General features: G+C 61.6%; 13 protein-coding genes. 11 read left to right on the forward strand and 2 right to left on the reverse strand.

All coding sequences use genetic code 11. The annotated features are described in order from the left end of the window. Positions 1 to 60 precede the first annotated feature (60 nt). Together KZO83_RS06495 and KZO83_RS06500 are read left to right on the forward strand one after the other, a co-directional pair. A complete protein-coding gene (locus KZO83_RS06495) occupies positions 61 to 675 on the forward strand; it encodes a TetR/AcrR family transcriptional regulator (RefSeq protein ID WP_040243127.1) in 615 nt (204 codons plus the stop codon). Beyond that, positions 672 to 2564, forward strand: a complete 1893-nt coding sequence (locus KZO83_RS06500; protein ID WP_246894457.1) for an MFS transporter — start codon at positions 672 to 674, stop codon at positions 2562 to 2564. The genes KZO83_RS06495 and KZO83_RS06500 overlap by 4 nt, the downstream gene beginning before the upstream one ends. Here KZO83_RS06500 and KZO83_RS06505 read toward each other — a convergent pair. Together KZO83_RS06505 and KZO83_RS06510 are read right to left on the reverse strand one after the other, a co-directional pair. Continuing rightward, positions 2561 to 3844 (reverse strand): HlyC/CorC family transporter, encoded by a 1284-nt coding sequence (locus KZO83_RS06505; protein ID WP_247620203.1) that lies wholly within the window; start codon positions 3842 to 3844, stop codon positions 2561 to 2563. The genes KZO83_RS06500 and KZO83_RS06505 overlap by 4 nt on opposite strands. Positions 3845 to 3922: 78 nt before the next feature. Next, positions 3923 to 4723, reverse strand: a complete 801-nt coding sequence (locus tag KZO83_RS06510) for a cytochrome C assembly family protein (protein ID WP_247620204.1) — start codon at positions 4721 to 4723, stop codon at positions 3923 to 3925. 215 nt (positions 4724 to 4938) lie between these two features. Here KZO83_RS06510 and ffh point away from each other — a divergent pair, with 215 nt between their 5' ends. The 9 genes from ffh (at position 4939) to thrC (ending at position 13286) form a co-directional block, all read left to right on the forward strand. Next, positions 4939 to 6360 (forward strand): signal recognition particle protein, encoded by a 1422-nt coding sequence (gene ffh, locus KZO83_RS06515; RefSeq protein ID WP_075367761.1) that lies wholly within the window; start codon positions 4939 to 4941, stop codon positions 6358 to 6360. Positions 6361 to 6497: 137 nt separating this feature from the next. Then, positions 6498 to 6749, forward strand: coding sequence for a 30S ribosomal protein S16 (rpsP, locus tag KZO83_RS06520; RefSeq protein ID WP_075367760.1), 252 nt, complete (start codon positions 6498 to 6500; stop codon positions 6747 to 6749). Between the two features lie 14 nt (positions 6750 to 6763). Further along, the gene (rimM, locus tag KZO83_RS06525) at positions 6764 to 7318 is read left to right on the forward strand and encodes a ribosome maturation factor RimM (RefSeq protein ID WP_040243120.1); all 555 of its coding nucleotides are present in this window, start codon (positions 6764 to 6766) and stop codon (positions 7316 to 7318) included. Positions 7319 to 7356: 38 nt separating this feature from the next. After that, positions 7357 to 8160: a tRNA (guanosine(37)-N1)-methyltransferase TrmD gene (trmD, locus tag KZO83_RS06530; RefSeq protein WP_178999131.1), complete on the forward strand. Its 804-nt coding sequence runs from the start codon at positions 7357 to 7359 to the stop codon at positions 8158 to 8160. A gap of 108 nt (positions 8161 to 8268) precedes the next feature. Continuing rightward, a complete protein-coding gene (gene rplS / locus KZO83_RS06535) occupies positions 8269 to 8628 on the forward strand; it encodes a 50S ribosomal protein L19 (RefSeq protein ID WP_178999132.1) in 360 nt (119 codons plus the stop codon). Between the two features lie 132 nt (positions 8629 to 8760). Further along, a complete protein-coding gene (gene xerD / locus KZO83_RS06540) occupies positions 8761 to 9648 on the forward strand; it encodes a site-specific tyrosine recombinase XerD (protein ID WP_247620205.1) in 888 nt (295 codons plus the stop codon). Positions 9649 to 9650: 2 nt separating this feature from the next. Continuing rightward, positions 9651 to 10385: a DsbC family protein gene (locus KZO83_RS06545; RefSeq protein WP_246894454.1), complete on the forward strand. Its 735-nt coding sequence runs from the start codon at positions 9651 to 9653 to the stop codon at positions 10383 to 10385. Positions 10386 to 10469: 84 nt separating this feature from the next. Then, complete coding sequence (locus tag KZO83_RS06550; RefSeq protein ID WP_178999135.1) at positions 10470 to 11786, forward strand: homoserine dehydrogenase; 1317 nt, start codon at positions 10470 to 10472, stop codon at positions 11784 to 11786. Positions 11787 to 11897: 111 nt separating this feature from the next. Further along, complete coding sequence (gene thrC, locus KZO83_RS06555) at positions 11898 to 13286, forward strand: threonine synthase (protein WP_247620206.1); 1389 nt, start codon at positions 11898 to 11900, stop codon at positions 13284 to 13286. Positions 13287 to 13326: the final 40 nt, after the last annotated feature.

A 13326-nucleotide genomic window follows, 5' to 3' on the forward strand; every position in this document is an offset into this window, starting at 1 on the left:
GAGCGGCACAAGTAGAGTGACAAGAGTGAAGTGCCGCGCATGCTCATCACGAGGAATCCGATGGCTCGTCCCAGACAGCATGCACCCGAGGTGCTGCATGGTCAGGTAATGGCTGCGTGTGACGCCTGGCTACGCGATAATCCTGTGCATACGCTGTCGCTGCGCTCGTTGGCGCGCGAGGTGGGATGTGCGCCCAGCACGCTGCTGAAACTCTACGGCAGTTTTGGCAACCTGCTTCAATACGTCAACGTCGAGACCTTGGGGCGCCTACGGGTTGCCGTGGAGGGGCTCGAGGGTGCCGATCCCGAACCGCGCCTCAAAGCGCTGGCGACGGCTTATTGGCTATTCGCGCAGCACGAGCCCTATCGCTGGCAGATGTTGTTCGATTACCCGCTGGCCCAAGAAGGCGAGTTGGACCAACGCCAGAACGACATGATTGAAGGTCTGTTCGTGCGTGTCGAGGCGGCGCTTGCCGAGTATCAGCCGCTGATGGGTGAGCTCGAAGCAAGACGCATGGCCCGCACTCTATGGGGCAGTGTGCATGGTCTGGTCCAGTTGGGGCTCAACGAACGCCTGGGCGTTTGGCAGGGTCAATCGCTGGAAGTGACCGAGTTGCTCGATCAATTGCTGACCACCACGCTGATGGGACTCAAGTACGGTCCGAGAGAGCCGTGATTCCCCGATTGCTAACCCAGCGTCGATTCGCTCCCTTCTTCTGGACACAAGCCTTGGGCGCGTTCAACGACAACGTGTTCAAGAATGTCCTGCTGTTGCTACTGACCTTCGTTGCCGTGCCGCGCTATGGCTGGGATACGGGGCTGCTCAACAATCTTGCGGCAGGGCTTTTCATCCTGCCTTTCCTGTTGTTTTCGGCATGGGGCGGCTTGTTGGCCGACCGTCTCGACAAGCGTCGTCTGGTCAGGCGTCTCAAGGTGCTGGAACTCGTGACCATGAGCATGGCAGCGGCCGCCGTCTGGTATGAGGCCTATGCCGTGCTACTGGCATTGTTGTTCATGATGGGTACCCAGTCGGCGCTTTTCGGGCCGGTGAAGTACGCCATTTTGCCGCAACATCTGTCGCCGACCGAGCTCGTCAAGGGTAATGCCTGGATCAGTCTGGGCACCTTTCTTTCGATTCTGCTGGGAACGCTGCTGGCTGGTGTGCTGGCGTCGCTAGGCGGTGCCTGGGCGCGGGGGAGTATCGCTGCCACCTTGGTGGTGCTGGCGCTTTTGGGACTCGTCGCTAGCCTATGGGTGCCTAGTGCACCGCCCAGCCAAGAGGGTGCTACTCAGTGGCGGCCTTGGCATGGCGGGCGTGAAGTGATGCGCGATGCCTGGCGTCAGCCACGCGTCTTTCGTGCCTTGCTGGGCATCAGCTTGTTCTGGTTCCTAGGTGCCTGCTACCTGACCCAACTACCGGCCTGGACGCGCGATGTCGTGCATGGCAATGAAGCCGTGGTCAGTGCCTTGCTGGGTGCGTTTGCATTGGGCGTTGGCGCGGGCGCGCTGCTGTGCGCGCGGTTGTCGGCAGGGCGTCTGGAAGTCGGGCTGATACCGGCCGGCGCCATGCTCTTCGGTCTGGCCGGCCTCGACCTGGGACTGAGTCAGCCGCTGGCGGGAAGCGATACCGGGTTGGCGGTATTGAGCCTGTCGCCGGGGTTCTGGCGCCAGCTCTTCGATTTTGCGGTAATCGGTTTGGGTGGCGGCCTGTACATCGTGCCGTTGTACACACTGATTCAGCTCGAAAGCGACGATGACAATCGTGCCCGAATGATCGCCGCTAACAATATTCTCAATGCACTGTTCATGGTGTTGGCGGCGGGCTTCGGCGTGGTCGTGCTGAGTGTGATCGGCGCCTCGCTCAATACCTTCATGCTGGCCTTGTCGGCAGTGTCTCTGACGCTGGCGGCGATCATCCTGTGCATGGTGCCGCGCCCGGCACTGCGTCTGTCGATTTTCATGTTGATTCGCGTGCTGTATCGGCTGCGTTTTCGCGGCCGCCAATCCGTGCCCGCACGTGGCGCGGCGCTGGTGGTGTGCAACCACGTCAGCTTCATGGATGCCTTGATTCTGGGCGGTGGATGCCCGCGTCCGCTGCGCTTCTTGATGGATCGCCCGATCTACGAATCCCCGTGGCTCAACTGGTTTTTTCGCATTGCCGGCGCCATCCCGGTGGATTCCGAGCGTTGCGACCCAGGCGGCGTGCGGCGAGCCTTGGATGAAGTGAGTCATGCTCTGCGTCAGGGAGAGGTGGTGATGTTGTTCCCCGAGGGACGCTTGACGTCCGATGGCGAGATGCAGCGTTTTCGGCGTGGCATAGACATCATCCTGGCGCGAGACCCGGTGCCGGTGGTACCCGCCGGCCTGGCCGGTCTATGGGGGTCATGGACATCCAACCGTGGCGGCAAGGCGTTGACCAAGTGGCCACGGCGTTTCCGGGCCCGCGTGGCGCTTCACTTCGGTGACCCTATTCCGGTAGGCGAAGCCAAACGCGCCGATATGGAGCGGCGCGTGAATGAGCTCAAGCGCAAGGCCGAGGCCGAGATCGGAGTGACGTCGGACTAACCCAATACCCGGGCGCGGCGTGCCGATTGCCAGCAGCGCGCCGAGGTGATCAGGTTGTCCTTGATCTGCAGTATTTCCATGCGGATCGCCCCCAACTGCAGGCAGGCGGGCGCATCAGGAAAGGCCTCGAGGTGCTCCAGCATCAATCCGTTGAGCGTCTTGGGACCATCGGTAGGCAACTGCCAAGCGAGCACTTTGTTGATGTCGCGGATGTTGGTAGTGCCCTCGATGATGTAGCTGCCGTCTCCCTGAGGATGGATCTCGCGGTGTGTGGCCGCTTCGTCGGTGGTGAACTCGCCGACGATCTCCTCGAGGATGTCTTCCAGTGTCGCCAGCCCTTCCACATCGCCATATTCATCGACCACGATGCCGATACGGCGTTTCTGTTGCTGGAAATTGAGCAGCTGAGTGTGAAGCGGCGTCGACTCAGGAATGAAATAAGGTTCGCGGGCTTCCTGGACGATGGCGGCCTTGGTCACCTCGGGCTTCGATAGGAAGCGTGCGGCGTTACGCAGGTGCAGGATGCCGATGATGTTGTTGATATCACCCTTGTAGACGGGCACTCGCGTGTGCTGACTGGAGCGGATCTGGGCGAGAATGGCCTCGAGGTCGTCGTCGAGATCGATGCCAGCGATTTCCTGGCGCGGCACCATGATGTCGTTGACGGTCACGTTTTCCAAATCGAGGATCGACAGCAGCATGGATTGGTGACGTCGAGGGATCATGGTGCCGGCTTCGTGAACGACCGTGCGCAACTCATCACGCGTCAGGTTGTCGGCGCTGCCGTCGATATCCTTGACGCCCAGGAGCCGTAACAGGCCATTGGAAATCGCATTGACGAGCCACACCAGCGGATAGAAGAGCTTGAGTAGAGGTTCTAACGCCAAGGATGCAGGATAGGCGATGCGCTCGGGCTTGACTGCGGCGAACGTCTTGGGCGTGACCTCGGCGAAGATCAGAATCACGATGGTCAACACAGCGGTCGAGATGGCCGGTCCGGAGACATCGCCGAAGAAATGAATGGCGATGATCGTGGCGATGGAAGCAGCGAGGTTGTTGACGAAGTTGTTGCCGATGAGGATGACGCCAATCAACCGGTCGGGCCGGCTCAGCAGCCGCAAGACCCGCTTAGCGGTGCGCTCCCCGCTATTGGCCTGGTGCGACAGGCGATAGCGGTTGATCGACATCATCCCGGTTTCCGAGCTGGAGAAGAAGGCGGATAGGCAAATGAGCACGAGCAGCAGCGTTAACAGCAGCCCTAAGGGTATGTCATCGCTCAAGGTGGAGAGGTCCTCGCTGAAAAGCCAACATCGTTTGTAGGGTTTCCCCTTGGAAGTGTCAAGTTGCTGCGTTTTCGCCTAGATATCGTGAAAGATCAATTGCAGAGCGACCTTGGTGCCGAAGTAGCCGAGCACCAGTAACAGGCAGCCGCCCAGCGTCCAGCGCATCGCACGCGCGCCGCGCCAGCCCAGCCAGTGTCGACCGATGAGCAGCCCCGTGAAGACCAGCCAGGCGGCAAGAGAGAATACCGTCTTATGGACGAGGTGCTGGGCAAAAAGATTGTCGATGAAGATGAAGCCACTGACGATGGCCGCCGTCAGTAATAGCAAGCCGGCGCCGATGAGCTCGAACAGCAAGCGCTCCATACTCGTCAGCGCGGGCAGTACCTGGATGATCCCGCGTGTATGACGGCGTTTTAGGGCGTGATTCTGAAACGCTACCAGCACGGCTTGTACCGCCGCGATGCTGAGCAGTGCCGAGGCCACGCTGGAGGTCACGATGTGAAAGACGATGCCGGGCGAGACGTTGGCTTCGACCATGTGGCTGGGATAAAGCATCAATGCAACCAGCGACAGCGCGGCCAGTGGGAAAAGGCCGACACCGGCATTCAACAATGGCTTGACCAGGCTGACCGCGATCAAAAGGGCGGCGATCAACCAAGTGAAGAGTGAGGCACTTTCGAAAAGTCCCAGATGCAGGCCACGGCCGAGAAATACACTGTGTGCCACGACCACGGTATGGGCGCTGACCGCGAGCAAGCCCAGCGAACGCACCAAGATCGTCTTGGGCGGGACACGCCTAGCAAGCGCGAGCGCCTGCCAGGCGCCCGCGGCGAGATAACAGACAATGGCGAGAATCGCAAAAGGCAGCGCCTGCATCGGTGGCCAATCCCTGCGCCGGTCGGCGTCGAAGAAAGTGAAGCGTCAATATCACGTGAGCCTGTCACGCGGACCCGGGAGCGTTACTATAGCGAATCCCCGCGCCGTAGCGAATCCCCCCGCCGCTTGCGTATTGCGACGGGTGCATGGAGACAGTCGCCACGAACGCGTATAATCGCTTTTTCATGCCTAGGCAATTCCTGCCGGAGAGCGCCATGTTTGAAAGTTTGACCGATCGCCTGTCGGGCACGCTGAAGTCGATCACCGGTCAGGCCAAGCTGACCGAGGACAACATCAAGGACACGCTGCGCGAGGTGCGTCGTGCGCTGCTGGAGGCCGACGTGGCCCTGCCGGTGGTCAAAGCGTTCGTCGATCGGGTGCGCGAGCGCGCCGTGGGCCAAGAGGTCTCGCGCAGCCTGTCCCCGGGCCAGCAATTCGTCAAGATCGTCCAGCAGGAGCTGGAAGCGATCATGGGCGAGGCCAACGAGGCGCTGTCGCTCAAGAGCGCGCCCTCGGTGGTCTTGATGGCTGGCTTGCAGGGTGCGGGTAAAACGACCTCGGTCGCCAAGTTGGCGCGCTTCCTGCGTGAGCGGGAAAAGAAAAAAGTGCTGGTGGTTTCCGCCGACGTCTATCGTCCGGCCGCCATTGACCAGCTCGAGACGCTGGCCAAAGAGGTAGAGGTCGATTTCTTTCCCTCGACCAGTGCCCAACAGCCGGTCGACATTGCCCAGGCAGCGATCAAGCATGCCAAGATCCAGTTCCACGACGTGGTGATCGTGGACACCGCCGGGCGACTATCCGTCGATCAGGCGATGATGGAAGAAATACAGGCCTTGCATGGGGCGGTGTCGCCGGACGAGACGCTGTTCGTGGTCGATGCCATGACTGGCCAAGATGCCGCCAATACCGCGCAGGTGTTCCATGAAGCGTTGCCGCTGACCGGGGTGATTCTCACCAAGGCGGACGGTGACGCCCGTGGCGGTGCAGCGCTCTCGGTGCGCCATGTCACCGGCAAGCCGATCAAGTTCATGGGCATGGGCGAGAAGGTCGATGCTCTCGAGCCGTTTCACCCGGATCGCGTCGCATCGCGGATTCTCGGCATGGGCGACATGCTGTCGCTCATCGAGGAAGCCGAGCGTAACGTCGACCAGGGCAAGGCGGAGAAACTGGCCAAGAAGGTCAAGAAAGGCAACGGTTTCGATCTCGAAGACTTCCGCGAGCAGCTCCAGCAGCTCAAGAAGATGGGCGGCATGGGCGGCTTGATGGGCAAGCTGCCCGGCATGGGGCAGATGGCCGAGGCTGCGCAGGGGCCGGGGGCCGAGAAGGAACTAGGCAAGCTCGAGTCGTTGATCAACTCGATGACGCCGAAGGAGCGCCGCAAGCCGGAAATCATCAGTGGCTCTCGCAAGCGTCGTATCGCGGCGGGTGCTGGCTTGCAGGTGCCCGATCTCAACCGTTTGCTCAAGCAGCACAAGCAGATGCAGAAGATGATGAAAAAGGCCGGCAAGAAAGGCGGCATGCAGAAAATGATGCGAGACATGGGCGGTGGCATGGGTGGCCCAGGTGGTATGGGTGGCCCTGGTGGCATGGGTGGCCCTGGCATGGGCGGTGGCCGCGGTGGCTTCCCGCGCCGTTGATAACGCCTTTCCTTGTCAAGGAAAAAGGTTTCCAATACGTGCCTTTTTCCGTAGAATGCTGCGTCTTCGCAGGTGGGTCTTGCCCGCCGCGACAGTCCGTGGCGTAACGTAAAACTTCAACCGTAGGATTATAGCGCATGGTTACCATCCGTTTGGCCCGTGGTGGCGCCAAGAAGCGTCCCTTTTATCACCTCACTGTCAGCGACTCGCGTAAGTCTCGCGACGGCCGCTTCATCGAGCGTATCGGCTTCTTCAACCCGGTAGCCCGTGGTCAGGAAGAGCGTCTGCGCGTCGATCTAGAGCGTGCCGAGCATTGGCAGGGTCTGGGTGCGCAGCTCTCTGATCGCGTCGCCGAGTTGCTGAAAGAAGCTCGCAAGCAGCAAGCGTGAGTGCACTGCCCGCTATGTCGCACGAGACCGGTCGCGCCGCTGCGGCGCAAGACGACGAGCACGTGGTGCTTGGCCGCCTGACCAGTCCTTACGGCGTGAAAGGGTGGCTGAAGGTGTATTCGTACACTAGCCCCATCGAGGGCATCTTCGAGCATACCGAATGGGTGTTGTCACTGCGCGGCGAGCACTTTGAGTGCAAGCTGAGCCAGGGACGCCCCCATGGAAAAGGGCTGGTCGCCAGCCTTGAAGGTATCTCGAGCCGCGAACTGGCCGAACGTTGGGCCGGCGCGGATATTCTCCTGCCCAAGCAGGCGTTGCCGGCGCTCGCGCCGGGCGATTATTACTGGTATCAGCTCGAAGGCCTGCGGGTCGAGACGCTGTCTGGTGAATGTCTGGGGCAAGTGAATTATCTCTTCGAGACGGGCGCCAACGATGTGTTGGTGATCCAGCCCAGCGAGGCGAGTCTCGATGACCGGGAGCGGTTGATACCGTTTCTGCCCGACGGCGTGATCCGCGAGGTGGATCTCGGTGCCGGGCGTATGACAGTGGATTGGGATCCTGAATTCTGACGCCGTATCGTCGGTGTCGCTGGCCGAGTGATGAAGCCGTGTGGATTGGTGTTGTCTCCCTGTTCCCGGAGATGTTCGAGGCGATCACCCGTTACGGCGTAACGGGGCGTGCCGTCGACCAGGGATTGCTAGCGGTGGATTTCTGGAATCCCCGGGATTACGCCACGGATAAGCACCGCACGGTGGATGATCGGCCCTATGGCGGCGGCCCCGGCATGCTGATGAAGGTCGACACGTTGCGACCCGCCATCGCCGAGGCGCGACGTGACGCTGAACGCCGTGGTTGTGCGACAGAGCGCACACGTGTGGTTTATCTGTCGCCTCAGGGGCGGCGGCTCGATCAACGCGGCGTGCGGGAGCTGGCCGACCTGGAAGCACTGATCGTCGTTGCCGGTCGTTATGAAGGTATCGACGAGCGAGTGGTCGAGGCCGATATCGACGAAGAATGGTCGATCGGCGACTATGTGCTCAGCGGCGGTGAGTTGCCGGCCATGGCGATGGTCGATGCCGTCTCCCGGCTGATACCGGGCGTGCTCGGCCATGGCGATTCGGCACTTGAGGATTCCTTTAGCGAGGGGCTTCTGGACTGTCCGCACTACACACGCCCCGAGACCATCGATGGGCGCGGTGTTCCGGACATCCTGCTTAGCGGCAACCATGCGGCGATTCGCCGCTGGCGGCTGAAGCAGTCTCTCGGACGCACCTGGCTCAGGCGACCCGACCTTCTCGAAGGTCGCGCTCTGGATCGCGAGCAGCAACAATTGCTTGACGAGTTCATCGCGGAAAATGCCACGAGCCAGCACGTCGGTAGGACGGAGGAGCGACGGATGCTCGATGAATGAGCGCCGCGCGTCACCCACAACGTCGATTCCCGCGTTTCGCGACGCCGGGATCACGACCGGCTCTCGACACATGAAGAGACGGTCATCCAAACATCAAGGAGTTTAGTCATGAGTAGCAAGAACAAGGTGATCCAGGCGCTCGAAACCGAGCAGATGAGCAAGAAGGTTCCGGAATTCTCGCCGGGCGACACCGTGACCGTTCAGGTCAAAGTGGTGGAAGGTAGCCGCGAGCGTCTGCAGGCTTTCGAAGGCGTTGTGATCGGCAAGCGCAACCGCGGGCTCAACTCCGCTTTCACCGTGCGCAAAATTTCCCACGGTGTCGGCGTCGAGCGTACATTCCAGACGTACAGCCCGCTGGTCGATTCCATCGAGGTCAAGCGTCGCGGTGACGTGCGCCAGGCCAAGCTGTACTACCTCCGCGAGCGCAGCGGCAAGTCCGCGCGCATCAAGGAAAAGCTGACTCGTTAATCGGCTTGCGGCGTCGTCGAGACGTCATGAGCACTCCCTTTGGGGAGTGCTCGACGAAAACCCCGCGGGCCCTTGGCTCGCGGGGTTTTTGCATATGAGGTAGGCGAAGGCGGCGCGGGGAGGACAGAATCGGTGGATGATCTCGAGTGGCGCGATGCTTTTATCGATGGGCTCTGGTTGGAGCGCGGACTGAGTCGACATACGCTGGATGCCTATCGGCGCGATCTGGATGCCTGGCTCGCGCACCTCGCGTCGCGCAGCGAGCGTCTTCTGGCACCCGGAGACAACGCGCTGGAGGCATTTCTGGCGGCGCGTCGCGAGCACTATCATCCTCGCTCGGTGGCACGCCTGTTGTCCTGTCTGCGGCGCTTCTATCGCTGGGCGCTGGCCGAAGGACACATCGCCCATGATCCCTTGGCCGAGGCACGTGCTCCCAAGGCCGTCGCCAAATTGCCCAATACCCTGGATGAAGCCGAGGTCGAGCGTCTGCTCGAAGCCCCGGATCCAGATGCGCCGCTGGGACTGCGCGACCGCACCATGCTCGAGGTGTTGTATGGTTGCGGCCTGCGCGTCTCCGAACTGGTCGGTTTGACGGTGGATGCGGTCAACTTGCGCCAGGGCGTGCTGCGCGTGCTCGGCAAGGGCGATAAGGAACGCTTGGTACCGCTGGGCGAGGAGGCGAGCGCATGGCTCGAGCGCTACCTGCGTCAAGGGCGTGGGAACTTGATGAACGATCCGACCCGACCGCCTTTGTTTCCCGGACGCCATGATGGGTTCATGACCCGCCAGACATTCTGGCATCGTATCAAGCGGCATGCCGTGGCGGCTGGCATCGACAAACCGCTCTCGCCACACACGCTGCGCCATGCATTCGCGACGCACCTGTTGAATCATGGGGCCAATTTACGTGTCGTACAGTTGCTGCTGGGACACAGTGATCTGTCGACCACGCAAATCTATACCCAGGTGGCCCAAGCGCGCTTGGAAGCGCTGCACGCCCAACATCATCCTAGAGGTTGACCATGTCTAGAGCCGTACTGCCCATCATGGGGGGCGTTTTGGCCCTTCTGGCTACTCCACTAAGCTTTGCCGCGCCCCCCGAGGGGCTGGCCGACAAGCTGACCCACAACGGGCAGCCAATGCCGGTAGCGTCGGTCGAGGAGTCGCCGTTACCGGGGCTCTATGAGGTGCGACTCGAAAGCGGTGAAACCCTGTATACAGACGCCGATGGCGAATACATGGTGGTCGGTGACCTGTATCGAAACCGCGACGGGCAGATGGTCAACCTGACCGAGCGTGCTGCCAACGAACGCCGCCAGGCGCGTCTCGATGACGTCCCCGAGAAGGAACGCGTCATCTACAAGCCCGCCAGCGAGGTCAAGGCGCGCATTACCGTCTTTACCGATACCTCGTGCCCTTATTGCCAAAAATTGCATAAGGAAGTCCCCCGTCTCAATCGGATGGGAATCGAGGTAGACTATCTAGCCTTCCCGCGTGCTGGCGTCGACTCCGAAGCGGCACGCGTGCTGAGCCGGGCCTGGTGCGCCGACAATGCCACCGAGGCGCTCAGCGCCGCGATGCGCGGGGAAACCCTAGAAGCCACGGCGGAGTGTGAGGCACCGGTGGCCGAGCAATATGAACTTGGACGTGAACTGGGAATTCAGGGAACGCCCGCCATCGTGTTGCCGAATGGCCGTATGGTGCCGGGCTACGTGCCGGCCGAGCGGCTGGCGTCAATGCTCGGCATCCAGGAATGACCGAGCGACGATGAATATGATGACCTCCGACACTAGGCGCAGGAGGTCCGCTGGACACATACACTAAGCAAGGGGAGCGTGACGTTGAAACCGGTGAGAGTAGGTATCTGTGGGCTAGGGACCGTGGGTGGCGGTACCTTCAATGTGTTGACGCGCAACGCGGACGATATCGCCCGCCGCGCCAGTCGACCGATTATCGTCGAGCAAGTCGGTACGCGTCGCGATAACCCGCAATGCGAAACCGCCGGGGTCAAGGTCACCCGCGATGTCTTCGAAGTGGCGCGTAATCCCGATGTCGATGTGCTGGTGGAGTTGATCGGTGGCTACGACGTGGCCCGTGAACTGGTAATGACCGCCATCGATAATGGCAAGCACGTGGTCACCGCCAACAAGGCGCTGATCGCCGTGCATGGCAACGAGATCTTCCAGGCCGCGCACGAAAAGGGCGTGATCGTGGCCTTCGAGGCGGCTGTGGCCGGCGGCATCCCGGTGATCAAGTCGCTGCGCGAAGGGCTGGGCGCCAATCGCATTCAATGGCTTGCCGGTATCATCAACGGCACCGGCAACTACATTCTGACCCATATGCGCGATGAAGGCCGCGCCTTCGACGACGTGCTCGCCGAGGCGCAGGCGCTGGGTTATGCCGAAGCCGACCCGACCTTCGATGTCGAAGGGATCGACGCCGCTCATAAGCTGACCATCCTGGCGTCGATCGCCTTCGGTGTGCCGCTGCAGTTCGATAAGGCCTACACGGAAGGCATCTCGCGGGTCACGGCCGACGATGTCGAACAGGCCGATCAACTGGGCTACATCATCAAGCACCTGGGGATTTCCAAGCGCACCGAAAAGGGCCTCGAACTTCGCGTGCACCCGACGTTGATTCCTAAAGAGCGCTTGTTGGCCAGCGTGCATGGCGTGAAGAACGCCATCGCCGTGATGGGCGATGCCGTGGGCCCGACGCTCTATTATGGCGCCGGCGCAGGGGCCGAGCCTACGGCCTCGGCGGTGGTCGCCGACTTGCTCGACGTAGCCCGCGATATCACTACCGAGCACCATTACCGTGTTCCGTATCTCGCCTTCAGCGGCATTGACGAAGCCGACGGCTCGCTGCCGATCCTGCCCATGGAAGACATCGTCACTGCCTATTACCTGCGTCTGTTGGCGGTGGATCGCCCGGGCGTGCTGGCGCGGGTGGCGACGATTCTCTCCGAGCAGGGGATTTCCATCGAGGCAATCATCCAGAAAGAAGCCACCGAAGGCGAGTTGGTGCCCATCATCTTGATGACGCACCGCACCCGCGAGCAGCACATGAACGAGGTGATTCGTCAGCTCGAATCGCTGGCCGATATCGCGGGTCCGGTGACGCGGATTCGTGTCGAAACCCTCGACGAGCAGGAATAAAGCGCCGGTTTCGGGGCGCTATAACAAGTGGCTTCGAGTGACGAGCCGCGAGCTTCGAGCAACGACAGCTCGGAGTCCGCGGCTCGAAGCTCGCCACTCACGGAGTGAAGCATGCGTTATATCAGTACGCGCGGCCAGGCGCCGGCACTGAGTTTTGAGGAGGTCGTGCTGACCGGCATGGCCTCCGATGGTGGCCTTTACGTGCCGGAGACGATTCCCACGCTCTCGACGGAGGATCTCGAGGCGATGGCGGGGCTATCGTACGCCGAGATCGCGTTCCGGGTGATGAAGCCGTTCGTGGGCGGGGAGATCGATGACGCGACCTTCAGGAACCTAGTCGAGGACGCTTACTCGACCTTCAGTCATGAGGCGGTGGTGCCGCTCAACCAGCTCTCCAGCAACCATTTCCTGCTCGAGTTGTTCCACGGCCCGACGCTAGCGTTCAAGGATGTCGCCCTGCAGTTGCTGGGGCGTATCCTCGATCACTTCCTAGCCAAGCGTGGCGAGCGCGCGGTAATCATGGGGGCGACCTCCGGCGATACCGGATCGGCGGCGATCGAAGGTTGTCGCCATTGCGACAACCTCGATATCTTCATCCTGCATCCGCATAAGCGTGTCTCCGAGGTGCAGCGTCGGCAGATGACCTCGGTGCTGGCTGACAACGTCTTCAACATCGCCATCGAGGGCGATTTCGACGACGCCCAGGCGATGGTCAAGGCAAGTTTCGCCGATCAAGCGTTCCTGAACGGCACGCGCCTGGTGGCGGTCAACTCCATCAACTGGGCGCGCATCATGGCGCAGGTGGTCTATTACGTGGCCTCTGCGGTGGCCTTGGGCGCGCCGCATCGCGAGGTGAGCTTCTGCGTACCGTCGGCCAACTTCGGCAATGTCTTCGCCGGCTACGTGGCCTATCGCATGGGACTGCCGGTCAAGCAGTTCGTCGTCGCGACCAATGCCAACGACATCCTGCATCGCACCCTGGCCGACAACGACTTCTCCAAACAGGCGCTCAAGGCGACCCTGGCACCGTCGATGGATATCGTGGTGTCGTCGAACTTCGAACGTTTGCTGTTCGAGGCTTACGACCGCGATGGCGACGCCGTGCGCGATCTGCTCGAGCGCTTCCAGCACGAGCCGGCGGTACTCGCCGAAGCGCCGCTGGCAACGCTACGCGAGAAATTCGTCAGCCACAGCGTGGATGACGACACCATCCTCGAGGTGATTCGCGACGCGCATGGGCGTACCAAGGAATTGCTCGATCCACATACCGCGACGGGCTATCGTGCCGCCGAGCGTGTTCGTGCGGATGCCTCGACGCCGATGATCACCCTGGCGACCGCGCATCCGGCCAAATTCGCCGACGCGGTGCTTCAGGCGGGCTTCGAGGGCGTGCCGCTGCCCGCACACATGGCGGGTTTGCTCGAGCGTGAAGAGCGCTACACCGTGCTACCGGCCGAGCTCGAGGCCGTGCAGGCCTTCGTCGCCGAACAGCGCCGCTGACGCCCCGGAGCGTCGTAGTGACCCGCGACGCTCCAGCTTG

The sequence above is a fragment of the Chromohalobacter moromii genome (assembly GCF_023091865.1).
Classification (GTDB): domain Bacteria; phylum Pseudomonadota; class Gammaproteobacteria; order Pseudomonadales; family Halomonadaceae; genus Chromohalobacter; species Chromohalobacter moromii.